The sequence below is a fragment of the Pseudomonas oryzihabitans genome, from assembly GCF_032027545.1.
In the GTDB taxonomy this organism is placed as follows: Bacteria; Pseudomonadota; Gammaproteobacteria; order Pseudomonadales; family Pseudomonadaceae; genus Chryseomonas; species Chryseomonas oryzihabitans_F.
Genome location: NZ_JAVSJB010000011.1, coordinates 41,980 through 64,764 on the forward strand (window position 1 = coordinate 41,980; position 22,785 = coordinate 64,764).

24 protein-coding genes and 1 tRNA gene are annotated in these 22,785 nt (G+C 65.7%); 14 read left to right on the forward strand and 11 right to left on the reverse strand.

Annotation, left to right across the window (positions count from 1 at the left end; all coding sequences use genetic code 11):
• Positions 1-455: 455 nt before the first annotated feature.
• A tRNA-Gly gene (locus RND78_RS18105) sits at positions 456-529 on the reverse strand.
• A 133-nt stretch (positions 530-662) separates the two neighbouring features.
• Between RND78_RS18105 and RND78_RS18110 the strand changes: the two genes are divergently transcribed.
• The 4 genes from RND78_RS18110 to RND78_RS18125 all read left to right on the forward strand — a co-directional run bounded on the left by RND78_RS18110 (position 663) and on the right by RND78_RS18125 (position 3,565).
• A complete protein-coding gene (locus RND78_RS18110) occupies positions 663-1,724 on the forward strand; it encodes a M4 family metallopeptidase (RefSeq protein ID WP_312730906.1) in 1,062 nt (353 codons plus the stop codon).
• 16 nt (positions 1,725-1,740) lie between these two features.
• Positions 1,741-2,076, forward strand: coding sequence for a protealysin inhibitor emfourin (locus RND78_RS18115; protein ID WP_312730908.1), 336 nt, complete (start codon positions 1,741-1,743; stop codon positions 2,074-2,076).
• 371 nt (positions 2,077-2,447) lie between these two features.
• The gene (locus RND78_RS18120) at positions 2,448-3,107 is read left to right on the forward strand and encodes a SatD family protein (protein WP_312730909.1); all 660 of its coding nucleotides are present in this window, start codon (positions 2,448-2,450) and stop codon (positions 3,105-3,107) included.
• Entirely contained in the window at positions 3,104-3,565 is a 462-nt protein-coding gene (locus RND78_RS18125; protein ID WP_312730910.1) for a hypothetical protein, read from the forward strand. Before RND78_RS18120 ends, RND78_RS18125 begins: the two co-directional genes overlap by 4 nt.
• Before the next feature lie 40 nt (positions 3,566-3,605).
• Here RND78_RS18125 and RND78_RS18130 read toward each other — a convergent pair whose 3' ends face one another.
• Positions 3,606-4,637 carry an MBL fold metallo-hydrolase gene (locus RND78_RS18130; protein ID WP_312730913.1) on the reverse strand — a complete coding sequence of 344 codons (1,032 nt, stop codon included), beginning with the start codon at positions 4,635-4,637 and terminating at the stop codon, positions 3,606-3,608.
• Between the two features lie 50 nt (positions 4,638-4,687).
• On the opposite strand from RND78_RS18130, the gene RND78_RS18135 reads away from it, so the two are divergent.
• Entirely contained in the window at positions 4,688-5,302 is a 615-nt protein-coding gene (locus RND78_RS18135) for a pseudouridine synthase (protein ID WP_312730916.1), read from the forward strand.
• A 7-nt stretch (positions 5,303-5,309) separates the two neighbouring features.
• Here the strand turns inward: RND78_RS18135 and RND78_RS18140 are convergent, their stop codons facing one another.
• Positions 5,310-6,275 (reverse strand): HAMP domain-containing protein, encoded by a 966-nt coding sequence (locus tag RND78_RS18140; protein WP_312730919.1) that lies wholly within the window; start codon positions 6,273-6,275, stop codon positions 5,310-5,312.
• A gap of 62 nt (positions 6,276-6,337) precedes the next feature.
• A complete protein-coding gene (locus RND78_RS18145) occupies positions 6,338-6,937 on the reverse strand; it encodes a LysE/ArgO family amino acid transporter (RefSeq protein ID WP_312730920.1) in 600 nt (199 codons plus the stop codon).
• Positions 6,938-7,035: 98 nt separating this feature from the next.
• Between RND78_RS18145 and RND78_RS18150 the strand changes: the two genes are divergently transcribed.
• Together RND78_RS18150 and RND78_RS18155 are read left to right on the forward strand one after the other, a co-directional pair.
• The gene (locus RND78_RS18150) at positions 7,036-7,935 is read left to right on the forward strand and encodes a LysR family transcriptional regulator ArgP (protein ID WP_312730923.1); all 900 of its coding nucleotides are present in this window, start codon (positions 7,036-7,038) and stop codon (positions 7,933-7,935) included.
• 83 nt (positions 7,936-8,018) lie between these two features.
• Entirely contained in the window at positions 8,019-8,963 is a 945-nt protein-coding gene (locus RND78_RS18155; RefSeq protein ID WP_312730924.1) for an NAD(P)-dependent oxidoreductase, read from the forward strand.
• Here the strand turns inward: RND78_RS18155 and RND78_RS18160 are convergent.
• Positions 8,939-9,235: a hypothetical protein gene (locus tag RND78_RS18160; RefSeq protein WP_312730926.1), complete on the reverse strand. Its 297-nt coding sequence runs from the start codon at positions 9,233-9,235 to the stop codon at positions 8,939-8,941. The two genes, RND78_RS18155 and RND78_RS18160, sit on opposite strands and share 25 nt — an antisense overlap.
• Positions 9,236-9,487: 252 nt before the next feature.
• On the opposite strand from RND78_RS18160, the gene RND78_RS18165 reads away from it, so the two are divergent.
• Positions 9,488-10,342, forward strand: a complete 855-nt coding sequence (locus RND78_RS18165) for an ATPase (RefSeq protein WP_312730927.1) — start codon at positions 9,488-9,490, stop codon at positions 10,340-10,342.
• Here RND78_RS18165 and RND78_RS18170 read toward each other — a convergent pair.
• The 4 genes from RND78_RS18170 to RND78_RS18185 are packed head-to-tail and all read right to left on the reverse strand — an operon-like array spanning position 10,323 to position 14,939.
• Positions 10,323-11,381 carry an ion transporter gene (locus tag RND78_RS18170; protein WP_312730929.1) on the reverse strand — a complete coding sequence of 353 codons (1,059 nt, stop codon included), beginning with the start codon at positions 11,379-11,381 and terminating at the stop codon, positions 10,323-10,325. The genes RND78_RS18165 and RND78_RS18170 overlap by 20 nt on opposite strands.
• Entirely contained in the window at positions 11,378-11,938 is a 561-nt protein-coding gene (locus tag RND78_RS18175; RefSeq protein ID WP_312730930.1) for a cob(I)yrinic acid a,c-diamide adenosyltransferase, read from the reverse strand. Before RND78_RS18175 ends, RND78_RS18170 begins: the two co-directional genes overlap by 4 nt.
• Positions 11,939-11,959: 21 nt before the next feature.
• Positions 11,960-13,981, reverse strand: a complete 2,022-nt coding sequence (locus tag RND78_RS18180) for an ATP-binding protein (RefSeq protein ID WP_312730932.1) — start codon at positions 13,979-13,981, stop codon at positions 11,960-11,962.
• Positions 13,982-14,024: 43 nt separating this feature from the next.
• Positions 14,025-14,939 (reverse strand): putative 2-dehydropantoate 2-reductase, encoded by a 915-nt coding sequence (locus RND78_RS18185; RefSeq protein WP_312730934.1) that lies wholly within the window; start codon positions 14,937-14,939, stop codon positions 14,025-14,027.
• 124 nt (positions 14,940-15,063) lie between these two features.
• Between RND78_RS18185 and RND78_RS18190 the strand changes: the two genes are divergently transcribed.
• Together RND78_RS18190 and RND78_RS18195 are read left to right on the forward strand one after the other, a co-directional pair.
• Positions 15,064-15,543 (forward strand): YajQ family cyclic di-GMP-binding protein, encoded by a 480-nt coding sequence (locus RND78_RS18190; protein ID WP_059225930.1) that lies wholly within the window; start codon positions 15,064-15,066, stop codon positions 15,541-15,543.
• 96 nt (positions 15,544-15,639) lie between these two features.
• A complete protein-coding gene (locus tag RND78_RS18195) occupies positions 15,640-16,512 on the forward strand; it encodes a mechanosensitive ion channel family protein (protein WP_312730939.1) in 873 nt (290 codons plus the stop codon).
• 27 nt (positions 16,513-16,539) lie between these two features.
• On the opposite strand, the gene RND78_RS18200 is transcribed toward RND78_RS18195, so the two are convergent.
• Together RND78_RS18200 and RND78_RS18205 are read right to left on the reverse strand one after the other, a co-directional pair.
• Positions 16,540-18,261, reverse strand: a complete 1,722-nt coding sequence (locus tag RND78_RS18200) for an AmpG family muropeptide MFS transporter (protein WP_312730941.1) — start codon at positions 18,259-18,261, stop codon at positions 16,540-16,542.
• Between the two features lie 28 nt (positions 18,262-18,289).
• Positions 18,290-18,628: an MGMT family protein gene (locus RND78_RS18205; protein ID WP_312730942.1), complete on the reverse strand. Its 339-nt coding sequence runs from the start codon at positions 18,626-18,628 to the stop codon at positions 18,290-18,292.
• A gap of 237 nt (positions 18,629-18,865) precedes the next feature.
• On the opposite strand from RND78_RS18205, the gene RND78_RS18210 reads away from it, so the two are divergent.
• From RND78_RS18210 to groL, 4 genes are all read left to right on the forward strand, one after another.
• Positions 18,866-19,873 carry a DUF481 domain-containing protein gene (locus tag RND78_RS18210; RefSeq protein ID WP_312730943.1) on the forward strand — a complete coding sequence of 336 codons (1,008 nt, stop codon included), beginning with the start codon at positions 18,866-18,868 and terminating at the stop codon, positions 19,871-19,873.
• Positions 19,874-20,024: 151 nt separating this feature from the next.
• Complete coding sequence (locus tag RND78_RS18215; protein ID WP_312730945.1) at positions 20,025-20,483, forward strand: FxsA family protein; 459 nt, start codon at positions 20,025-20,027, stop codon at positions 20,481-20,483.
• A 189-nt stretch (positions 20,484-20,672) separates the two neighbouring features.
• Complete coding sequence (locus RND78_RS18220; RefSeq protein WP_007161933.1) at positions 20,673-20,966, forward strand: co-chaperone GroES; 294 nt, start codon at positions 20,673-20,675, stop codon at positions 20,964-20,966.
• Between the two features lie 39 nt (positions 20,967-21,005).
• Positions 21,006-22,646, forward strand: a complete 1,641-nt coding sequence (groL, locus tag RND78_RS18225; RefSeq protein ID WP_312730947.1) for a chaperonin GroEL — start codon at positions 21,006-21,008, stop codon at positions 22,644-22,646.
• The last annotated feature ends 139 nt before the right edge of the window (positions 22,647-22,785 follow it).

The window sequence follows — 22,785 nt, forward strand, 5'->3', positions numbered from 1 at the left end:
GGGGAATCCTGTACGGGTAGGGGGTACGCCTGCCGTTACCCGCGTTCCGCCGCCGCGTCGGTTTGGGCTACAGGCCGCGTCTGGCCTGGCGTCCAGACCTTGCCGTCGGCGCGTTCCGCCTGCGTTACCGCGACCGTTCTTCAGACGCGAAGCCGCTTGCCAGAGGGGTTCTGAAGAATCTTGGGTAACAGTCCATTTTGTTACTTAAGAACCCTGGATAACGGCCAGGGAACAGCCACGAAAAACGGCCGAAAGCCAGGTCGGCCAAGGCGTACAGAGGCTTTCGAAAGGTGGGTAACGGCGGTAACGCCAGCCCCTGGCCCGGCGCTGAAAAGGGGCTATTGGCCGGGAGGAGGGTGGGTAGAGGTCGGTGCGGCGCTGGACGGCAACTGTCACCAAAACTGTCACCAGCTTGCCTGGCGACTGGCTCTCACCGCTGAAAGCCGCATAAAATCTGGAGCGGGCGAAGGGAATCGAACCCTCGTCATGAGCTTGGGAAGCTCAGGTAATGCCATTATACGACGCCCGCGTGGGGTGCCTTTGTACCAGAAGCCTGCGCCGGGGTGAAGAGGCGGGAGTCGTCTGGTGGTTTTGCGGTCCAAGCAGTAGAGGCCGCACGCAGCGGTGACCGGGGACGCTGTCCCCATAGGAGGAGGGCGCGCATGTCTCGCAACCAGGGCACCATCCAGGGGGTGATTCCCCCCTATATTCTTGGCCGCATCATCGATCATGGCGACGAGCACCAGCGCTCCTGCGCGCTGACCACCCTGAGCCATGTCCAGAGCCTGTTGCACAATCCCGGCCGGCCCGGGGTACGCCAGGCACCGGTTGGCTCCCTGCCGCGGACCGATGATGCCAGTCCGCAACGCAGCATCTTCGATGCCGGCAACGCCATGCAGCTGCCGGGGCGCCTGGTACGTCAGGAGGGGCAGGCAGCCGTCAGCGATGTGGCGGTGGACGAAGCCTACGACTACCTGGGCGCCACCTTCACATTCTTCAATGACGTATTCGGCCGCAATTCCATCGACGGTCAGGGCCTGCCCTTGGCCGGCACCGTCCACTATGGCCAGGACTACCAGAACGCCTTCTGGAACGGCGAGCAGATGGTGTTCGGCGACGGCGACGGCGAGATCTTCAACAGGTTCACCATCGCCCTGGACGTCATCGCCCACGAACTGGTGCATGGCGTCACCGAGAGCGAAGCGGGGCTGGTGTACTTCAACCAGTCCGGCGCGCTCAACGAATCGGTCTCCGATGTCTTCGGCATCCTGGTCAAGCAGTACCAGCTCAAGCAGACGGCCGCCGAGGCGGACTGGATCATCGGCACCGGGCTGCTCACCGAGCGGATCAACGGCAAGGGCCTGAGATCGATGGCCGAGCCGGGAACGGCCTACGATGACCCGACCCTGGGCAAGGACCCCCAGCCCGGCCATATGCGTGACTACATCGAGACCCGGGAAGACAATGGCGGTGTCCATCTCAACTCGGGTATTCCCAATCGGGCCTTTTACCTTGCCGCGCTGGCCCTGGGTGGCCATGCCTGGGAAAAGGCCGGACCGATCTGGTATGACACCCTCTGCGACAGTCGCCTGGCCAACGATGCGGACTTCGCCGCCTTCGCCCGCTTGACCGTCTCCAACGCCGGGCGCCGCTTCGGTGCCGAGTCGGCCGAGGTGCAGGCGGTCGAAGAGGCCTGGGCTGGCGTGGGTGTCACCCTTAGCTAACGCAAGGAGTACCGCGATGCGCGAACTACCCCCCCTGGGCAAGGACACCGTGGTGCGGCTCTCGCGACAGGGGGGCTTCGCGCCCCTGCATGCGCTGAGCAAGCCGCGGGAGATCGAATTCGGCCAGTACGACAGTGCCCAACGCGGGCGCATCTGCTCGGTACTGGAACGTTGCCTGCCGGAGTCCGGCGAGCCGACCCAGGTCGGACGCGGTGACCAGCGCTACTTCAAGGTGGAGCTGCGTTTCCGACCGGAACCTGCCGAGCAGGAAGACGAACTGACCCTGCTGATTCCCGAGGACCGCGCCCCCAGCGAGCTGGTGCGGCTGTGGGACAAAGGCTTGGTCGAGTGAGCACCTGCGTATGGCGCCTAGCTGTAAGAACCTGTTCATGATCTGCTGCGCGTCGGCCAAACGGCGTTGAAAATGCCTTGGAAGGCCAGCCACCACCTAGGTGGCCCCGTCGCAATGCTCATTTACCACTCGTAAGCTCGCGCGCAAGCCCGGTCCGCTTCCTCAGGTGTTTTCGTGGGGCCGCCTAGGCCTTGTTTGGCGCTAGCTCGCGAGATCGTGAACAGGTTCTAAGGATAGCGGGATGGCGGGAAAAGCCCTCGTCTTTCTTTTCGCCAAGAGAGCCGTCAAACTGCAGGTATTCTACCGTTTACGGGTGAAAAAAAGTTATTCGCCCATTTTTGGTTGTATTGGCGGAAAGGAACCAAAAGCAGGTGAAAAAAGCTCAGACATTCGCGGTGCTGATGGGGGACTTGGTGCACAGCGAGGGCGCCGCCGATGTCGCTACGTTGCACCGGGCCTTCAATGAGTCCGTGGCGCAGCACAATCGCCACTACGCTGCAGACTTGGCCTCGCCGCTCACCATCACGCTGGGGGATGAATTCCAAGGGCTGCTGACCTCCCTGGATGCCGCGGCCAGATTGTTGCGTGCTATGCGCCTGGACCTGTTGCAACGCGCTATCGACTGTCGTTTCGTGCTGGGGCTGGTCGAGATAGAGACGGCGGTGAATAGGGAGCAGGCCTGGAACATGATGGGCCCCGGCTTGAGTCGCGCCCGGCACAAGCTCAATGAGAAGCCAGCGATTTCCCGCTATGGTTTTTCGTTGTCGAAAGAGCCGCTATTGGAAACGGCCCTCGAGGCGCTAGGGGTTGGCCTGACGGTGATCGAAAGTGGCTGGACCCAACGTCAATTGAGCGATATAGCGGCGTTGCTGGGGGGGCAGGCCGTCGCGGCGCTGGCCGAGCAGCGTCGGGTGTCGGTCAAGAGCATCTACAAGATAAGAACCTCCGGCCACTTCGATGCCTACGTTCATCAGTGGAACGCCATGCTGGAGGTGCTGGCCGCTCTGGATGGTCGAGGGGACGCAAGATGACCGGGTTGCTGCTTGGGCTGCATGCCTTGGTTTACACGGGCTGTGCGCTCTTCTTGCTCACCGTGCTGGGCAACGTCCTCTGTCGCACATTGCTCATCGGCTTGAAGCGACCCCAGGTGGCCGGTTCAGCTACGGCCAGTGCCTACTCGGCAGGGCGGCTCATCGGCTGGCTCGAGCGCCTGCTACTGGCAGCGGGCCTGCTGAGCAACAGCTGGGAAATCCTGGCCGCGGTGATCGCGCTGAAGACCGTGGCCCGCTTCAAGGAGTTGGATCAGCAGGACTTCGCCGAATACTTCCTGGTCGGTTCGCTGTTCAGCATTCTCTGGGCCATTCTGGTCACAGGTGCCTGGATGATCTATGACCAGCAGCTGGGGATCGGCATGAGAGCCACTCTGCTGGATTGGCTGAGCGGCTCATCGCTACCGCCGCTGATGGGAACGACGAAAGGCGGCGTCTGACACCGAAGCGGAAGAGCCAGGCGTTCTCGGCAACGCGACCTCAGGGCACCGACCAGGCCTCGCCCGGCGCCAAGGTGCGAAAGCTGGCGTCCGCCAATCCGTGCAGTGCCCGGGCATTGGCCAGATCGCGAGGCGGGGCGAATTGCTCCTCGTCGCTCAGCGGAAAGGTGCCGAAGTGAATACCCAGACTGCTCGCGGCGCCAAGGGCCTGGTGCGCCCGCACGGCATCGTCTGGATTGAGGTGGCTGTCCTTCATGAACCAGCGCGGTTCGTAGGCGCCGATGGGCAGGGCGGCAAAGCGGGGCGCGCCCAGCCGCTCGCGGATCTGGGCGAAGTGCGGGCCCCAGCCGGTATCACCGGCGAAGTAGACCGGTCCCGTTGGCGCCTCCAGCACGAAGCCGCTCCATAGCCGGCGGTTGGTGTCGAAACGGCTGCGCGCCGACCAGTGTTGCGCCGGCACCAGGTGCAGGCGGATAGCGTCCTTGAGCGGCAGGCTCTGCCACCAGTCCAGTTCCGTCACCATGACGAAGCCGGTCTCGCGGCGGATCAATTCGGCATTGCCCAGCGGCGTCACCACCGGCGTCAGGGGCGCGCGCTCGGCCAGGCGTCTCAGGGTCGCCAGGTCCATATGATCGTAGTGGCTGTGGCTGACGAAGATGAGGTCCAGCGGGGGCAGGTCGTCCAGCGCCACACCGGGGGCGTGATAGCGTTTCGGACCGATGAAGCTGAAAGGACTGACCCGTTCCGACCAGACTGGATCGGTGAGGATGTTCAGGCCCTGGTACTGGATCAGCAGAGTGGCGTGGTTGACGAAGGTCACTCGCAACTCACCGCCCTCGACGCGGGCTTCCGGTCGCGTCGGCACGGTAGGCCCGTCTTGCCAGGTCCATTGGGGGCGCGTCCGGGTGAACTGCCACTTGAGCAGCGTCCAGAGGCTCTTGTCCTCGCGGGGCGCGAGATTGACGAAGCGCTCGCCATCGAAATGGTCGGTGCACGGGCCTTCATAGGCGGAGGAGGCGCAACCGGCCAGGGTGAGCAGATGGATCAGCCACAGCGGACGAAAGATGCGCATGGGACCTCGGAGGATTAGACTCAACGACCCAGCTTACCCCTTAGATCCCCATGTCGCGAAATCCCCGCTCCGCTGCCGGCCCCCGGCCCCGTCGCCAGGCCAAGGCGCCGCCGGCCACGCCGCGGTTGCTGCTGCTCAACAAGCCCTTCGATGTGCTGACCCAGTTCGCCGACGCCGATGGCCGCGCGACCCTGAAGGCCTTCGTCGCAGTGCCGGGCGTCTATCCTGCTGGCCGGCTCGATCGCGACAGCGAGGGCCTGCTGCTGCTGACCAACGATGGCCAGTTGCAGGCGCGCATCGCCGATCCCAAGCACAAGCTACCCAAGACCTACTGGGCCCAGGTGGAAGGCACGCCTACCGAAGAGCAACTGCAACGGCTGCGCCAGGGCGTGGAGCTTAACGATGGTCCGACCCTGCCCGCCGAGGCACGGCTGTTGGCCGGGGCACCCGCGCTCTGGGAGCGTGATCCGCCGGTGCGCTTTCGCAAGAGCGTGCCGACCGCCTGGCTGGAATTGACCATCCGCGAAGGGCGCAATCGCCAGGTGCGACGGATGACGGCGGCGGTAGGTTTGCCGACGCTACGTCTGGTACGGGTGCGGATCGGGCCCTGGACACTCGACGACCTGGCACCGGGTGAGTGGCGCGAGGTGCCGCCGGCCCTGTAGCTCGGCGTCAATCCTGGCGCTGGGTGGCGGCGTCCTGCAGATCCCGGGCGACATCGGCCAGGCGCCGACTGACGTCCTTCAGCATCTGAGTGTCGAGGTTCCGCGGTGGCTGGCCGGGTTCGGTCAGCAGCTGGGCGGCCAGCAGGGCGCTCAGGGCTTCGACTTCGGCGGCCTGATGGCGCAGGTCGTGGGTGTGCTGCACGGCAGCGTCGCGCAACAGGTTGGTACTCTGGGTCAGGCGGCCCAGCTCGTCGTCCCGCCCGACCGGCAGGCGTTCGCCGAAACGCCCACGGGCCAGTTGGCCCAGTTGCCGGGCGCAGGCTACCAATGGATCGACCAGTCGCCGCTCCACCAGACGCACGCCCAGGAACAGCAGGCCGCCGCCACAGAGCAACAGCGCCAGGCCACCGAGCAGGATGTCGCGCTGGGCTTCGGCACGGATGGTGGCGACCTGGGCGGCGGTGCGGCCGTGCAACTCGGCCACCAGGGTGGCGAAGCCTTCGGCGGTCTCCCGGTCGATCCCGCGGACCTCGGCATCGCCCCGTTGCGGATCGCGGCCATTGGCCAGGTAGGCCGCGCGGCCGGCGCGATAGCGCTCGCCCAGCCGGGCATGTTGGGCACGCAGGGCCGTCAGGCGCGGCCGCAGATCTTCGTCGACGCTGGCAGCCAGGCGTTGCAAGCGCTGGTCGACCTCTTTCTCCTGGGTCAGGAACGCCTGCCAGTAGCGTTCGGCGGTGTCCGGATCGCTGCCGCGCAGCAGCAGGTTCTTCCATTCCTGTACCTGAATCTTGAAGGCCAGGTGGGTGTCGTCGATCTCCACCAGACGTTCCAAGGGGCCCTCCACCAGGCTCTGGTAGCGATTCAACTCGCGGGAGAGCAGGGCGAAGCCGGCCAGGGCGATCAGCAGCATCAGCAGCAGGCTGCCGCCGAAAAGCAGCAGGCTCTGACTACGGAGCGAGCGGGCAAAGGGCATGACGGATCTCGATACGGAAAGCAGAGTCGCAGCTTAGGGCTCCCGCGCGGTCAAGGCCAGTCTCAGGCGGAGAGCAGCAACTGCGCAGCCACGGCGAACATCACCAGGGCCACCAGCAGATCGATCAACCGCCACACCCGGGGGCGTGCCAGGTAGGGTGCGGCCCAGGCAGCGCCCAGGGCGAGGCCGAAGAACCACAGCAGGGAGGCGGTGGCGGCACCGAACACATAGGCCAGGGGCGCCGTCTGCTGGCTGCCCAGCGAACCCACCAGCAATACCGTGTCCAGGTAGACGTGGGGATTGAGCAGGGAGACCGCCGCCGCGGCCAGCAGCGCCTGGCGCCGGCTACGCGGACTCACGGCTTCCAGGCTGCCCAGGGCGGCTGGCCGCCAGGCCCGGCGCAAGGCCTGGGCGCCGTACCAGAGCAGGAAGGCGCCGCCGCCCCAGCGCAGTATCACCACCAGCAACGGACTGTGCTGGATCAGCGCGGCCAGGCCCAGCACACCTGCGGCTACCAGGATCACGTCGCAGGTCAGGCAGAAGGCGGCGATGGCCAGGTGGTGCTCGCGACGCAGTCCCTGGGCCAGCAGGTAGGTGTTCTGCGCGCCCAGCGCCATGATCAGGCTGGCCATGGTCAAGAGGCCGGTGAAGTAGCTATTCATTAGGTGAAGGTGCCTTGCCGTCGTGGAATGGCTGCCACCTTGCCGGGTTCGAGGGTATAAGAAAAACCAATATTCCTTATGCAGCATTAGCCAAATCGATGATCGACTACAAATTGCTCGAGGCCTTGGCCGTCGTGGTGGAAGAGGGCGGTTTCGAACGGGCCGCCCGGCGGCTGGGGCTGTCGCAGTCGGCCGTCTCCCAACGCATCAAGCTGCTCGAAGCCCGGGTCGGCCAGGCGGTGCTGGTCCGGGAGACGCCACCCCAGCCCACCGCGCCGGGATTGCGCCTGCTGCGGCATATCCAGCAGGTGCGACTGCTGGAGGCGGACCTGGGCAGCGAGGTACCGGGACTGGCCGAAGAGGCGCCGCAACGGCTACGCATCGCCCTCAATGCCGACAGCCTGGCCAACTGGTGGCCGCTGGCGGTCGGCCCCTGGGTCAGGGCGCAAGGGGTGCTGCTGGATCTGGTGGTGGAAGACCAGGACGTGGTGCTCAGGCGCATGAGAGCGGGCGAAGTGGCGGCCTGTCTCTGCGCCAGTGGCCAGCCCCTGGCCGGCGCCCGGGTCAGCGCCCTGGGTGCCATGCGCTATCGGGCCCTGGCCAGTCCGGAATTCCGTGCTCGGCAACTGGCCCGCCTGCCGGACCCCCGGGCGCTGGCGCTGGCGCTGGCGCGGGCACCGGCCATCGTCTTCGGCCCGGACGACCGGCTGCAGCACCGCTACCTGGAGCAGCTGGGCATCACCGATCCCTTCGACTACCACCTCTGTCCCTCCGCCGAAGGCTTCCTGCAGATGACCCTGAGCGGCATCGGCTGGGGCCTACTGCCGGACATCCAGAGCGCTGCCGCCCGCGCCAGTGGCGCCCTGGTCGACCTGGCGCCGGGGCTCTGGGTGGACGTGCCGCTGTTCTGGCATCACTGGCGCAATGGCGGCGCCGCCTTGCAGGCCCTGACGCGGCACCTGGAGCGCAGCGCCGGCGACTGGCTGGTACGTGACTAGCGGCGCCCGTCCGGGGCTTTGGTTACACTGGCCGCCCGGTCGCCACGGCGCGGCCGCGGCACCTTTTGGGGAATCCTAGCGACATGCGTATCTTGATCACGGGCGCCAGCGAAGCGCTCGGGGCAGGCCTGGCCTGCGATCTGCTCGACCGTGGCCAGTTGGTGCGGGTGCACGGACGACCTGGCGCGACCCTCGACGCCCTGGTCGAGCGTGGCGCCGAGTATCGTCCGGCGCTGCTCGACCAGCCCGAGCAGGTGGTGGCCCTGTGCGACGATATCGACGCCATCGCCCATTGCGCCGACGTGGCGGGCGTACCGCCCACCGCGGCCCTGAGCCAGGGCCATGTATTGATCGAAGCCTGCCTGCAGCAGCGGGTGGCCCAGTTCGTCTACGTCTCTTCCGCCCGGGTCTACGAAGGCGGCGGCGAAGGGCTCAAGGAAGACCAGGTGCCGATCAAGCCCCGCGGCGTCGAGGCCCAGTTGCGCTTGCAACTGGAGCGCCTGGCGCTGGCCGCCGGGGAATTCGGCCCTCAGGTGACGGTGCTGCGTCCGGCGCAGGTGCTTGGCCTGGCCGACCGTGACTGGGCGCGCTGGCTGCTCGAACGCGCCAAGGCCAAGCAACTCTGGCGCCGTGGCAACGGCCTCAATCGCTGGGACTTCACCAGCGCCGCCAGCCTGCGCCAGGCGCTGGTGACGCTGCTGCTGGAGCAGCCCGCGGCCGCGAGTGGCAAGGTGTTCAACCTCAGCGACGGCCAGCCGCTGGTGTGCTGGGATGCCATCAACTTCCTGCTGCGGCGCTTCGAGCTGCCGGCGGTGACCCAGGCGCCGGCCTTTAGTCCGCGCGCGCTCTATGCGCGATTGCGCACCCCGCGCCAGGAGGCGCGCTGGCCCGAACTACTGGATCGCCCCTTCACCCTCGATGTCCGCGCCGCCCAGGAGGCCTTCGGCTTTCGCCCAGAGGCCGGCTGCTGGGCGGCGTTGGAGGAATATCGTCCGGTTCAGCGTCAGCCGCGCAGCGGACCGGTGTAGCGGCGGGTGGCCGCGAGAAATTCCTGGCTGACATAGGTCGAGCCCGCCGTCTCCGCCACGGACGGTAGCGGGGCCACCACCGGCACCAAGCCGCTCAGCCTCGCCAGGCGCTCGCCGAGTTCACGGGTTTCAGGGTCGTCCGAGGCCTGGCTGGCCGCCAGCATTCGCGAAACCGCCTCGGCCTCGTCGAAGCGAATCACCAGGCCTTGCTCCTGCCGCAGTCGACGACGCAGTGCGCCGAGGCAATCGAAGAATGCCTTGCTGTATTCCATGCTCACCTCCCGTTTGGCTTGAGGTAGTTTGTGACGCAAAGCACATACCAATAGCGCTATCGTCAGGAAAAGCGGGCTCGGTAATAGCTACAGCGGCTGACCCTGCGCCGTGATGGCGCAGTGATATCGACGCAGACTGCGTTTCGGTGCACGATCCCGTAATGAAAGCCCCAGCCGGCTACCGCGCGCTGGTCGTGACGACCGCTATACTGGCCGCGATTTCGTCTTCCCGCCTTTGCTCACAGGTCTGCCATGCGCAACGATCTTCTCGATGAAATGGACAACGTACCGAGTCTGACGCCGGAGCGTGATGATCGCCGCCCCGTCGGTCGCCAGCCGGTCGATCCCGACGACACCTATCGTGAGCCTGCCGCCAGGCACTCCCGTTCGCCTCGTCGCAGCCCCTCCACCGCGCCGCTGTGGGTGCTGGTCGCCGCTCTGACCCTGGCGCTGGCCGGCGTCGCCTGGTGGAGTCACCAGCAACTGCTGCTGATGCAGGAGCAGGTGGTGGCCACCCAGGAAAACTTCGCCCGCATCAGCGAGGATGCCCAGGGCCGCCTGCGAGACATCTCCGGCAAGCTGGTGGAAAGCGAATCCTCCGGCACCACCAGCCGCGAGGCCTTGCTGCTGCAGGTCAAGACGCTGCAGACCAAGGTCGCCGAGCTCACTCGGCAGCAACAGGGCGTGACCGACAACCAGCAGGCCCAGGACAATCGCCTGCAGAATCTCGCCACGGCGGTGCAGACCGTGCAGACCGGCAGTACCGAGGTGGACACGCGGCTGAAGGCGCTGGCCGACGAGCAGGCCGCGCTGAAGAACGGCGTGGCCCAGGCCGGCAACCTGGCCGAGCAGGTGGCCAGTCTGAACGCCCAGAACAAGGCGCTGCAGGCAGACATCGCCACGCTGAAGAAACAGAGCGGCCAGAGCCAGGCACTGGGCGACGTCCAGCAGGATCTACTGGTGCTGCGCAGCGAGCTGGACGCCCGCCCGGTCGGCCCGGACAGCAAGGAATTCGACGCCTTCCGCCTGCAGACCACGCGCAACATCACCACCCTGCAGAGCCAGGTGCAGAACCTGCAGCAGCAGATCAGCGCCGGGGCGCGTTGAGCGGATCGATCTCGCTACGTTGCCATTCCTGCGGCCAGAGTTCGCCATCGAGCTGATCGAGCCGGCGCTGCAGGACCTTCTGCTTGAAGACCTCGAGGATTTCCACCAGCACGTCGTCCAGGGCACTGTCCTGGGCGCCGCTGGGCAGGCTCTGGTCGAAGCCGTGATCGGCCAGGCGACTGGCCAGGGCGCGGAAGTCACGGGTACGCAGGCTGGCCGCCGCCTCCCGCACCAGGCCGTTGACGATATCCGTGAGCACCCCGTCGAGGGTGTCGGCCAGGCGCTCGCCCATGGGCAGCCGCTTGAGGCGGGCGAGATCGGGGTTGTCGTCCAACGCGCGCTGCACCACGTCCCCTACCAGTCGCTCCAGGGTCGCGCGATTCTGCGCGTAGCCCTGTTCCACCAACGTCTGGATGCGCAGGGCCATGCCGTCGATCAGCCGTTGCTTGCGCGGGCGGATGACCCGGTCGATGACGTTTTGGGAGAAGTCGTCACGGGTATTCAACTCGTCCTGCAACTCGCCGCAGATCTTGATCATCACCCGGTCCGACAGGTCTTCCATGAGCAACTGGTAGTAGTGATCGAACAGCCGGTAGGGCCGCCAGTGGCGCATGTCGATCAGCCCCAGGCGCTGCAGGCGCAGCAGCAGCGAGATGATGCGCAGCGCCCGCAGCAGGCGGAAGCCGCCCAGGGGGATGCAACCGAGCACGTCGTACCAGTGGATGAAGGGATAGTGATACCAGCGGGCATGGCGCCGCTCGACCACCGCCACCAGCCAGCCGAGCAGCACGTCGGCGATGAAGAAGGCGACGAACACCAGGTCGATACTGGTGAAGTGGGCGTGGATACGTTCGCCATAGAAGGCGTGGAAGCCCGGTAAGAGTGAAGCCAGGGCGAGATTGAGCGGCCCCAGGGCATAGAGGCTGTCGAACAGGATCAGCGCCAGGTTGACGCAGACCAGGATCAGGATCAGGCCGTCCCAGAGCGCCAGCAGGCCCTCGTGGCGACGCGGGGGTGGCGCGGTGGGCGCGCTGCTCATGGCCGCGCAGCCTGCCAGAGCACCTCGCTCACCCCCTGGCGTCGGGCGACGATGCGCGCGGCGACGAACAGCAGGTCGGACAGGCGATTGAGATAGGCCAGGCCCTGGCCTTCCAGCGGCTCGACCGCGTGCAGGCTGCGGCAGCGGCGTTCGGCACTGCGCGCCAGGGTGCGGCAGACATGGGCCTGGGCCACGGCGCGGGAGCCACCGGGCAGGATGAAGTTCTCCAGCGGACCCAGTTCGGCGTTCCAGTAATCGATGGCCTGCTCCAGACGCTCGATTTCCACCGGCTGCAGGGCGCGATAGCTGGGCATGGCCAGCTCGCCGCCGAGATCGAACAACCGGTGCTGGCAGGGCGCCAGGGCCTCGCTCACCTCGGCCAGGCGCGCGTCTTCGGCCAGGTCGGCGAGCAGCAGGCCCAGCGCGCTGTTGAGTTCGTCCACCGCGCCGATGGCTTCGATGCGCGGATGGTCCTTGGGCACTCGGCTGCCGTCGGCGAGGCCGGTGTCGCCGGCGTCGCCCTGGCGGGTGTAGATCTCGGTGAGGCGAAAACCCATGGCGCTGCTCCTGATCAGGTCCTAGGCCGCGTCGAAATCGGCCTGGACGAGGGGCAGGCGCAGGGTGAAGCAGGTCCCTACGCCGGGCGTGGAATGCACCTCCATCTGCCCCTTGTGGTTGTTGGTGATGATGAAGTACGACACCGACAGCCCCAGGCCGGTGCCCTGGCCCACTTCCTTGGTGGTGAAGAAGGGCTCGAAGATGCGCTTGCAGATGTCTTCGGGGATGCCGATGCCGTTGTCCTCCACCTGGATCTCCGCCCAGCCGCCGCGCAACTTGGTGCGCAGGGTGATGCGACCGTATTCGCCTTCTTCCTCGTCATCGCGCAGGTGGATGGCCTGGGCGGCGTTCTTCAGCAGGTTGAGCAGCACCTGCTCCAGCTCGTTGGCGATCACCGGCACTGGCCCCAGGGTCGGATCGAATTCACGAATGATGGACAGGGTGCGGAAGTCGAAGCCCTCGGCCAGGTCGAAGTCGTTGCCGGCGATCTCGATGGCTTGGTCGATCAGCGGCGGCAGTTCGCTGGCCTCCATCTTGCGGTGGCTGCGGCGGCTGAAGGCGAGCATGTGGCTGACGATCTTGGCCGCACGGCTGCCGGCCTGGTGGATGCCGTCCAGCAGTCGCGGGATCTGCCGGCTCTCCAGGTAGCAGTTCACCGCATTGAGCTCCACGCCCGACTCGGCGGCCTGCTCCATATTCTTCGGCAGCTCCGGCGACAGTCGGCGGCGGATGTTCTGCACGTTGTGCAGGATGGCACCCAGGGGGTTGTTGATCTCGTGGGCCATGCCGGCGGCGAGGCCGCCCACCGAGAGCATCTTTTCCGACTGCACCATCATCTCTTCCATGTTCAGCCGCTGGGTGATGTCGTCGATGCGGATCACCACGCCGCGGCCGGCGCCGCCCATCAGCGGGTAGAAGGTCAGGGTGTAGTGGCGCGGGGTGTCGGTCAGCGCCCAGGTCACTCGTTCCACCTTTTCCACCCGCAGCAGTTCGGCGGTGCGGCTCAGCTGTGGCAGGAAGGGCTTGAGCGAGGGAAAGGCGAGGAACACCGGCTGGTTCAGGGCTTCGTCCAACTGGGTGCCGGAGAGGTGGGTGGCTTCCTGGTTCCACTGGGTGACGTAGAACTGCTCGTCCACGGCGATCAGCGCCGAGGGCATGGAGTCGATGATGCTGTTGAGGTAGTTCTGGAAGCCGGTGAGCTTCTTCTCGATCTTGCCGCGGACCTGCACCTCCAGCTCCAGCTTGCGGTTGGAGCGGCGCGTCTCCTCGGCCAGGCTCTGCGCCTGCAGCACCGCGTACTGGGCATCGTCGCGGGCGCGCTTGAGTTGCTGTTCGCGGCCCTGGATACGGCCGAGCATGGTGTTGAAGGACTCCGCCAGGCGCCCCAGCTCGTCCTCGCTGCCCTTGCTGGCGCGCAACGAATAGTTCTCCTCGCGGGTCACCTGGCGCGAGAGTTCTTCCAGTTCCCGGATCGGCAGGGTGATGAGTCTCTTGATCTGCCGCGCCACCACCAGCCAGAGCAGGATACTGAAGGTCAGGATGGCCAGGCTGGCGGTCAGGGTGCCACGGTAGAAGGCCCCCGGCAGTTCGCTGCTGGCCACCAGCAGCAGATGGCCGGGGGGGCTGCCGGGATTGGGCAATTCTACCAGCAGATTGGTGCGGAATTCGCGCAGGCGCCAGGTCTGCAACTCCTCGAAGCGCTCGGGTACCTGCAGTCGGTCGCCGTTGTGCAATTCGGCCAAGCGCTGTCCCTGGCTGTCGTAGACCACCGCCAGGCGCAGCGGCGCGTAGCCGTCCAGCTGGTGCAGCTGGGTTTCGGCCGCCGCCGGCGAGGCCAGCACCTCGCGGCTCAGCACTGGACTGGCGAACAGTCGGCCGAGGGTCTGCAAGGCCTGGGGCGCCACGCTTTCCTGGGAGATCCAGTAGGCGGCGCTGATGAAGGTCACGTTGGCCACCACCAGCACCGCGATCATCATCACCAGCAGGGCGGCCAGCAACTTGCGGCCGACCGGGAGATTCTTCAGGCGTTTGGCGAGGATCATGGCGCAGCCGTTCCAGCGAGGGGACGGGCAGGGTAGCCCGCAGCTAGTCCACGGGCAATCCACGCTCCTCCAGGCGCGCCCGCAGGCGCTGGTGCAGGGCCTCCAGTTGCGGCACCGGCAGGCGCAGGCGCTGGGCGATGGGCAGGGCATGGCCGAGCAGGTAGCTCACTTCGGTGCGCTGGGCACGTTCCACGTCCTGCAGCATCGACGATCGGTTGTTGGCGGTTGCCATTATTACCGCCTCCACCTCCTGTCGCAGGCCCTGGGCGGCTGGCGCCAGGCCCATGGCTTCCAGCAGCGCCGCCAGCTCGCTGCACAGGTCGTCGACCTCGGCGGCGTGCTGGCGCAGCTCTCCGTTGCGGCAGCGATAGAGCACCGTCAGCGGATTGATGGCGCAATTGATCGCCAGCTTGCGCCATAGGCGGGCGTCGATGTCGTCCGTCCAGTGCACGGGAATGCCCAGCGCGGCGAGGGTGGCCAACCAAGGCGGCGGCGACTGGCTGCCGAGCTGGTCACCGACCCAGGTCTGGCCGGCGCCGGCCGCCACCACGTGGAAGTCGGTCTCGCGAAAGGCGCCTTCGGTGGTGCTGGCCCTCAGGCAACGCGCCCGCGGGACTCGCGCCGCCACGGCATCCTGGCTGCCGAGGCCGTTCTGTAGCAGCAGGATCTCGGCGTCGGGCTCCAGGCGCGCAGCGACGCTGGCGATGGCCTCCTCGGCGTCGTAGCTCTTGCAGGCCAGGATCAGCCGACGGATCGGATTGCCGGCGTCGGGCGCCTCGGCGGGCAGGGGATAGAGGCTGGTGGTATCGCCCTCGGTGAGGTGCAGTCCGCCGCCGGCGCGGTACTGCGCCAGGCGTGTGCGATCCCGCAGGATCAGCCGCACCGGCTCGCCGCCGCGGAACAGCCGCGCCGCCCAGAGACCGCCCAGACTGCCGGCGCCCAGCACGTGCCAGCTCACAGCTTTGACTCCAGTAGCGATTCCCGGGGCATGGTCAGGATTCCTGAGGAAGAGGGCCAGTCGTTATAATGGTCGGTCAGGCTGCAGCGTCAAGGCTGCCCCATCGCAACCCAGGAGAAAACCCATGCCTTCCTTCGACGTGGTATCGGAGCTGGACAAGCACGAAGTCACCAACGCCGTGGACAACGCCGTCAAGGAGCTCGACCGCCGCTACGACCTGCGCGGCAAGGGCAGCTTCGAAGTCAAGGACCTCAGCGTGACCCTGACCGCCGAGGCCGACTTCCAGCTCGAACAGATGCTGGAGATCCTCAAGGTGAACCTAGCCAAGCGCAAGATCGACGTCCAGTGCCTGGAGGTCAAGGATGCCTACGCCTCCGGCAAGACCGTGAAGCAGGAGACGACCCTGCGCGAAGGCATCGACAAGGAGCTGGCGAAGAAGATCGTCGCCCTGATCAAGGACAGCAAGATCAAGGTCCAGGCCGCCATCCAGGGCGAACAGGTCCGCGTCACCGGCAAGAAGCGCGATGAATTGCAGGAAGTCATCGCCCTGCTGCGCACCCAGTCCCTGGGCATGCCGCTGCAGTTCGACAACTTCCGCGACTGAGGCGGATTTCGGAACCTCTGGAGCTACCGTCCGTCGCAGGTAAGGCGTGGCCCTGGCGCCGCGCCCGATTTTTTCCTGTGCGTGGAGAGGTAGACGATGGATTTTAGTGCCCAGACCGATCACCTGCTGACGGCGTTCACCGCCTGGCTACCGGTCATCCTGCAGTACTGCGGCAACGTGGTCCTGGCCCTGATCACCCTGTGGATCGGCTGGTGGATCATCAATCGCCTGACCGGACGCCTGGCCGCGCTGTTCACCGCACGGCATATGGACCAGGCCTTGGAAACCTTCGTGGTGACCCTGGTCAACATCGGCCTCAAGGTGATGCTGGTGATCAGCGTCGCCTCCATGATCGGCATCGCCACCACCTCCTTCGTCGCCGCCCTCGGTGCGGCCAGTTTGGCCATCGGCCTGTCGCTGCAGGGCAGCCTGGCCAACTTCGCCGGCGGGGTGTTGATCCTGCTGTTCCGCCCCTTCAAGATCGGTGACTACATCGAGGCCCAGGGCGTGCAGGGCACCGTGGATTCCATCCAGATCTTCCACACAGTGCTGCGTACCGGCGACAACAAGACCGTCACCATCCCCAACGGCAATCTGTCCAACGGCATCATCACCAACCAGTCGCGGCAGACCACCCGGCAGATCGTCTTCGACGTCAAGGTGGGCTACGACGCCGACCTGCAGAAGGCCAAGCAGGTGCTGGCCGACATGGCCAAGGACCCGCGGGTGCTGGACACCCCGGCACCGGCCATCGTGGTAGCGGGGCTGGGTGAGACCTTCATCACCGTGTCGCTGCGCTGCTGGACCGCCAACAGCGATTTCTGGGGCACCCAGTTCACCTTCAACGAGCAGATCCGTGACCGGCTGCGCGCCGAGGGCATCGACATCGCGCTGCCCAGTCGGGTGGTCAAGGTGCTCGATGACAAGGGCGACGAGCGTGCCGCGGCGGCAGCACGCGGCGAGGCCTAGGCCGGGCTGAGGCGGCTATCGGCCGCCTCAGTTGCCGCCGCTGGAGGAGCCGCTCGCCAGTGGGGTGCGTCGCTGGCGCAGCCAGAGCACCGCGATCAGCAGCAGGGTGGGAATGCCCATCAGCGCCGTCAGCGAGAAGAAGGAGCTGTAGCCAACGTGCTCCACCAAGGCACCGGAGTAACCGCCCAGCAGTCGCGGCAGGAGCAGCATCAGCGAGCTGAGCATGGCGTACTGGGTGGCCGAGAACCTCAGGTTGGTCAGGCTCGACAGGTAGGCGACGAAGGCTGAGGTGGCCATGCCGCCACTGATGTTGTCGGCGCAGATGGTGGCAATCAGCAACGGCACATTGGCGCCGGTGGCGGCGATCACCACGAACAGCAGGTTGGTCAGGGCCGAGGCGGCGCCGCCGACGAAGAGGATCGGCAGGATGCCCACCCGGGTGATCAGCACCCCACCCAGGCCCGCGCCCAGCAGGGTCATGAACACCCCGAAGATCTTGCTCACGCCGGCGATGGTTTCCTTGCTGTAGCCCACGTCGATATAGAAGACGCTGGCCATCACCCCCATCACCGTGTCCGACAGGCGATAGGTGGAGATCAGCCCGAGCAGCAGCAGCGCCTGCCACTGGTAGCGCTGGATGAATTCGGTGATCGGCGTCAGCACCGGCGCCATCAGCCGGCGACCGGGCGCGGTGAGGCAGAGCCAGGCGATCAGGGCGTACATCAGGCCGCGCGGCCAGTAGCCACCGGCCAGGGCCGAGAGGCCGCCGGTGACGGCGACGATGAGCACGATCAACAGGATCACCGAGACCATCTGGTGCACGAAGTCGAAGCGCGGCAACTCCTCGGCGTTGACCGCATCGCGCAGTCGCAGGGGCTGGCGCATGCGGCGCAGCAGGTCGCTCAGCGGCTTGGAGCAGTAGCGCCCCCAGGGCGACAGGCAGCCGAGGATGAACAGCCCGTAGAGCAGCGCCCGCGGCCAGGCATGGGCGATGATGGCGTTGATGGCGGCGGGGATGGAAATCAGCATCACCAGCAACAGGGCGACCGCCACCAGCTGGTGATTGAAGCCGAAGCGCGATTCCGCCATGGCCATGGGCGCCACCGGCACCGGCTCGCGGATCATCAGGCTGGTCACCAGGCCCGGCAGGACCAGCAGGGCGAACAGCATATAGGTGGTGGCCCAGGCGCTCTGGCTGTAATCCAACTTCGACGAGCCCAGTTCCTCGGCGAGGAACAGGGCTCCGGCGCTGGCCAGCAGGGCGGCGATGCGATAACCGGTCATGTAGCAGGCGGCCAGGGCGGCCTGGCGTTCGTCGTCGGCGATCTCCAGGCGATAGGCGTCCACCGCGATGTCCTGGGTCGCCGAGGCGAAGGCCACCAGCACGGCCAGGGCGATCAACTGTTCCAGGTGCTGCTGCGGATTGCACAACGCCATGCCGACCAGGCCCAGGCCTACCAGGATCTGCGACAGCACCAGCCAGGAGCGACGGCGCCCGAGCTTGCCGATCAGCGGTAGCTTCCAGAGATCGAGCATGGGCGACCAGACCCATTTGAAGGCATAGGCCAGACCGATCCAGCTGGCGTAGCCGATGGTCTCGCGACTCACCCCGGCCTCGCGCAGCCACACCGAGAGGGTGGAGAACACCAGCATGGCCGGTAGGCCGGCAGCGAAGCCCAGCAGCAGCATGGCCAGGCAGGCCCTGGACCTGTAGGTGGTGACGGCTTCACGCCAGAAACGTGCAAACATGCCCTTGGGCTCGGAAAAAACGCGCACTCTACTCGACACCCTCAGCTGGATTCCACCGGTACCGACGCATGTCCACCCGGTCCTCGTACAGCATCACGCCCTCGGCGCGCAGACGCTCGCGCTGCTCCCGCCCCGATGGGCTGTCCAGGGGCAGGCTCGGCCGGCCATCCGCGGCGATCACCCGATGCCAGGGCAGGGCGCTGCCCGCGGGCAGCCGGCCCAGTATCCAGCCTACCCAGCGTGCGCCGCGCCCCAGGCCGGCGAGCGCGGCCACCTGTCCGTAGCTCGCCACGCGCCCCGGGGGGATGGCGGCCAAAGCCTGGAAAACCGCTTGGCGGCGGAGATCGGAGTCGGGGGCGTCGCGCATGATGCTCTTGCTGCCGGAGAAAGAGTGCCAGTGTGCCGAAAAGTTTGGTTACGGTGGGAGTGAAACGTGTCAGCTGTCCGCTTTCTGGCAATTCACTCGGCCGTTGAGCCGGTATTTCCGAAAACTTGCGCAACTTTTACCCAAGAGCTGTTGCGCAAGGCCTGGCTACCCGGATAATCGCCACCCGCTCGTTTCGTTACCTTTCCACCCAAGTCCACCCAAGGTGTCCTGGTGCCCATGCGTTTTCGATTCCTTACCTCGCTCGCGCTGCTGTCGCTCATGTCCTTCGCCCACGCTGACACCGTCTGGCTCAAGAACGGCGACCGCCTGACCGGAACCATCAAGCTGCTCGACAGCAAGAAGCTGCTGCTGCAGACCGAATACGGCGGCAACATTCCGCTGTCCTGGGACAAGATCAAGACCCTGCAACGTGACCAGCCCGTGATCGTCCAGCGCGGCAAGTACGAACCCGATTTCCCGGTGGAAAGCCTGAAGCCGGCCGACGACGGCCAGGTGGTGGTGAACACCGCGGATGGCCAGCAGACCGTGCCGCTGGCGAGCATCACCCAGATCGTGCCACCGCGTCCCTTCCTGCGTGACTTCGCCTGGAAGGGCAACATCGACGCGGGCCTGGACTACATCAGCTCGTCCCAGGACAGCGAAAAGTACGACATCGACTTCAAGACCCAGGCTCGGCATGGCATGTGGCGGCACAATGCCAACGGCAGCTATGACCGCTACGAGTCCGACGACGTGGTGTCGACCAGCAAGTACGATCTGCAATACGCCCTGGATCGCTTCTTCGACGAGAAATTCTTCTGGCAGGGCCGCGCCGAATACAAGCGCGACTGGATCCAGGACCTGGCCAAGCAGCGTATCATCGGTACCGGTCCGGGTTACCAGTTCTGGGACAACGAACTGGGCGCCTTCTCGCTCACCGGACTGCTCAACCAGAACCGCTACGAGTATCGCGATGGGGGTTCCAGCGACTTCCTCTCGGCGAGCATGAAGTGGGATTACAACCGGTATCTCTATGGCCAGACCATCCAGTTCTTCACCACCGGCGAACTCGGCCGGCCGCTGGACAACACCGCCGACCTGACCTTCGATGGCGACATCGGCCTGAGATACAAGGTCACCAACTGGGCGTCCCTGAACCTCAAGGCGTCCAAGGAACTGACCAGTGGCGCCGAGGGCAACGTCAACCAGACCGAGTACACCGCGGGTGTCGGCGTTTCCTGGTAACCCGATGTTTCCCTGACTGCCCGCAATACCCTCAAGGCCGCGACTTTCGCGGCCTTGTCGTTTCTGCCGGCTGCCTGGTGCCGACCTTGAAATCGGCGTGCTCGCCTCCATCTCCCGTCTTTCAACCGGTGTCTACCGTGAAGGATCCCAGATGCGCGTGACCGCCTTACTCTTCTTGCTGTTCCCCTTTGTGGAACTGGCCGTACTCATCAAGATCGGCAGCGAAATCGGCGTGCTCGCCACCTTCGCCCTGTTGCTGCTGAGCTTCCTCATCGGCGTCGCCCTGCTGCGCATCGCCGGTTTCACCACCCTCTGGCGCATCCGCATGCGCCTGGCCCAGGGGCAGATGCCCGAGCAGGAAGTGGTCCAGGGACTGACTCTGGCCATCGCCGGTGCCCTGCTGATCTTCCCCGGCTTCATCAGCGATTTCCTGGCGTTGATCTGCCTGCTGCCCGTCACCCGCAAAGCCTTGCTCGGTGCGGTGCTGGGCCGGGTGACACGCCGCGCGTCCGGGCCTCAGGGCCATCAGCCTGGCACAGGTCCGTCCACGCCCCATCGTCCCGAGGTGATCGAGGGCGAGGTCGTCCATCGTGACGAGCAAAAGCGCTAAAAAATTTGCGGGTTGCCCTTGAAATGCCTGGCGACAACCTCATGTAGCGGACACCGCAAGGTTGTCGCCGCAAGGCGAGCAGGTTTCGCGGTCCGTCTCGGGCGGGCCGCACCCGGCGCAGCCGGTAAAAACAAACTGCCGATGCAGTCATCGGCGCTGGAAACACTTAGAACTTTGGGAGATACGACAATGGCGCTTCGTCCTCTGCATGATCGCGTTGTGATCCGTCGCAGCGAAGAAGAGACCAAATCCGCTGGCGGCATCGTGCTGCCGGGCTCGGCTGCCGAGAAGCCGAACCGCGGTGAAGTGGTTGCCGTAGGCACTGGACGCGTGCTGGACAACGGCGATGTCCGGGCTCCGGCAGTAAAAGTGGGTGACAAAGTGGTTTTCGGTCCCTATTCCGGCAGCAATGCCATCAAGGTCGATGGCGAAGAACTGCTGGTGATGGCCGAGTCCGAAATCCTGGCTGTCATCGAAGGCTGATCCCCGCTCACTTTTCGAATTTCTTAGAGGAAACAGAACATGGCTGCAAAAGACGTCAAATTCGGTGATTCCGCGCGCAAGAAGCTGCTGACCGGTGTCAACACCCTGGCCGACGCCGTCAAGGCCACCCTGGGCCCGAAAGGCCGCAACGTGGTTCTGGAGCGTAGCTTCGGTGCTCCCCTGATCACCAAGGACGGCGTATCCGTCGCCAAGGAGATCGAACTCAAGGATCGCATCGAGAACATCGGCGCCCAACTGGTGAAAGACGTGGCCTCCAAGGCCAACGACGCGGCCGGCGACGGCACCACCACCGCCACCGTACTGGCCCAGGCCATCGTCACCGAAGGCCTGAAGTCCGTGGCCGCCGGCCTGAACCCGATGGACCTGAAGCGCGGCATCGACAAGGCCACCGCCGCCGTCGTCGCCGAGCTGAAGAACCTGTCCAAGCCCTGCGCCGACAGCAAGGCCATCGCCCAGGTAGGCACCATCTCCGCCAACTCCGACGAGAGCATCGGCAACATCATTGCTGAAGCCATGGAGAAGGTCGGTAAAGAAGGCGTCATCACCGTCGAAGAAGGCTCGGGCCTGGAAAACGAACTGTCCGTCGTCGAAGGCATGCAGTTCGACCGTGGCTACCTGTCGCCCTACTTCATCAACAAGCCCGACACCATGTCCGCCGAGCTGGACAGCCCGCTGCTGCTGCTGGTCGACAAGAAGATCTCCAACATCCGCGAACTGCTGCCGGTGCTGGAAGCCGTCGCCAAGGCCGGTCGCCCGCTGCTGATCGTCGCCGAAGACGTCGAAGGCGAAGCCCTGGCTACCCTGGTGGTCAACAACATGCGCGGTATCGTCAAGGTCGCCGCCGTCAAGGCGCCCGGCTTCGGTGATCGTCGCAAGGCCATGCTGCAGGACATCGCCATCCTGACCGGCGGTACCGTCATCTCCGAAGAAGTCGGCCTGAGCCTGGAAAGCACCACCCTGGAGCACCTGGGTCAAGCCAAGCGCGTGGTCCTGAACAAGGAAAACACCACCGTCATCGACGGCGCTGGCGTCGAGGCTGACATCCAGGCGCGGATCAAGCAGATCCGTGCCCAGGTCGAAGAAACCTCTTCCGACTACGACAAAGAGAAGCTGCAAGAGCGTCTGGCCAAACTGGCCGGCGGTGTTGCCGTGATCAAGGTTGGCGCTGCCACCGAAGTCGAGATGAAAGAGAAGAAAGCCCGCGTGGAAGACGCCCTGCACGCTACCCGCGCTGCGGTGGAAGAAGGCGTGGTGCCTGGTGGCGGTGTCGCCCTGGTGCGTGCCCTGGATGCTCTGAAGGATCTGAAAGGCATCAACGAAGAGCAGAACGCCGGTATTAACATCCTGCGTCGCGCCGTCGAAGCGCCCCTGCGCCAGATCGTGACCAACGCCGGTGACGAAGCCTCCGTCGTGCTGGACAAGGTCAAGCAAGGCAGCGGCAACTACGGCTACAACGCCGCTACCGGCGAATACGGCGACATGCTGGAATTCGGCATCATCGACCCGGCCAAGGTGACCCGCAGCGCGCTGCAGGCTGCTTCGTCCATCGCCGGTCTGCTGATCACCACCGAAGCCATCGTGGCTGAGCTGCCGAAAGACGACGCAGCCCCGGCCATGCCCGACATGGGCGGCATGGGTGGCATGGGCGGCATGATGTAAGAACCGCTTAGGCCTTACGGCCGAGCCCGAACCCCGGTGTTCCTCGCGGACACCGGGGTTTTTTATGGCCGCCTTCCAGGCCTCCGACCGAGCTGGCCAGCCTGCGGAGCATCGGCAGTCAGGTCGGCCTTGGCTGGCC

What these genes read in the sequence shown, in the direction of transcription:
- RND78_RS18110 (WP_312730906.1), top strand. Translation starts at nt 663, where the DNA reads ATGTCTCGCAACCAGGGCACCATCCAGGGGGTGATTCCCCCCTATATT.
- RND78_RS18115 (WP_312730908.1), top strand. Translation starts at nt 1,741, where the DNA reads ATGCGCGAACTACCCCCCCTGGGCAAGGACACCGTGGTGCGGCTCTCG.
- RND78_RS18125 (WP_312730910.1), top strand. Translation starts at nt 3,104, where the DNA reads ATGACCGGGTTGCTGCTTGGGCTGCATGCCTTGGTTTACACGGGCTGT.
- RND78_RS18130 (WP_312730913.1), bottom strand. Translation starts at nt 4,637, where the DNA reads ATGCGCATCTTTCGTCCGCTGTGGCTGATCCATCTGCTCACCCTGGCC.
- RND78_RS18135 (WP_312730916.1), top strand. Translation starts at nt 4,688, where the DNA reads ATGTCGCGAAATCCCCGCTCCGCTGCCGGCCCCCGGCCCCGTCGCCAG.
- RND78_RS18140 (WP_312730919.1), bottom strand. Translation starts at nt 6,275, where the DNA reads ATGCCCTTTGCCCGCTCGCTCCGTAGTCAGAGCCTGCTGCTTTTCGGC.
- RND78_RS18145 (WP_312730920.1), bottom strand. Translation starts at nt 6,937, where the DNA reads ATGAATAGCTACTTCACCGGCCTCTTGACCATGGCCAGCCTGATCATG.
- RND78_RS18150 (WP_312730923.1), top strand. Translation starts at nt 7,036, where the DNA reads ATGATCGACTACAAATTGCTCGAGGCCTTGGCCGTCGTGGTGGAAGAG.
- RND78_RS18155 (WP_312730924.1), top strand. Translation starts at nt 8,019, where the DNA reads ATGCGTATCTTGATCACGGGCGCCAGCGAAGCGCTCGGGGCAGGCCTG.
- RND78_RS18160 (WP_312730926.1), bottom strand. Translation starts at nt 9,235, where the DNA reads ATGGAATACAGCAAGGCATTCTTCGATTGCCTCGGCGCACTGCGTCGT.
- RND78_RS18165 (WP_312730927.1), top strand. Translation starts at nt 9,488, where the DNA reads ATGCGCAACGATCTTCTCGATGAAATGGACAACGTACCGAGTCTGACG.
- RND78_RS18170 (WP_312730929.1), bottom strand. Translation starts at nt 11,381, where the DNA reads ATGAGCAGCGCGCCCACCGCGCCACCCCCGCGTCGCCACGAGGGCCTG.
- RND78_RS18175 (WP_312730930.1), bottom strand. Translation starts at nt 11,938, where the DNA reads ATGGGTTTTCGCCTCACCGAGATCTACACCCGCCAGGGCGACGCCGGC.
- RND78_RS18180 (WP_312730932.1), bottom strand. Translation starts at nt 13,981, where the DNA reads ATGATCCTCGCCAAACGCCTGAAGAATCTCCCGGTCGGCCGCAAGTTG.
- RND78_RS18190 (WP_059225930.1), top strand. Translation starts at nt 15,064, where the DNA reads ATGCCTTCCTTCGACGTGGTATCGGAGCTGGACAAGCACGAAGTCACC.
- RND78_RS18195 (WP_312730939.1), top strand. Translation starts at nt 15,640, where the DNA reads ATGGATTTTAGTGCCCAGACCGATCACCTGCTGACGGCGTTCACCGCC.
- RND78_RS18200 (WP_312730941.1), bottom strand. Translation starts at nt 18,261, where the DNA reads ATGTTTGCACGTTTCTGGCGTGAAGCCGTCACCACCTACAGGTCCAGG.
- RND78_RS18205 (WP_312730942.1), bottom strand. Translation starts at nt 18,628, where the DNA reads ATGCGCGACGCCCCCGACTCCGATCTCCGCCGCCAAGCGGTTTTCCAG.
- RND78_RS18210 (WP_312730943.1), top strand. Translation starts at nt 18,866, where the DNA reads ATGCGTTTTCGATTCCTTACCTCGCTCGCGCTGCTGTCGCTCATGTCC.
- RND78_RS18215 (WP_312730945.1), top strand. Translation starts at nt 20,025, where the DNA reads ATGCGCGTGACCGCCTTACTCTTCTTGCTGTTCCCCTTTGTGGAACTG.
- RND78_RS18220 (WP_007161933.1), top strand. Translation starts at nt 20,673, where the DNA reads ATGGCGCTTCGTCCTCTGCATGATCGCGTTGTGATCCGTCGCAGCGAA.
- groL (WP_312730947.1), top strand. Translation starts at nt 21,006, where the DNA reads ATGGCTGCAAAAGACGTCAAATTCGGTGATTCCGCGCGCAAGAAGCTG.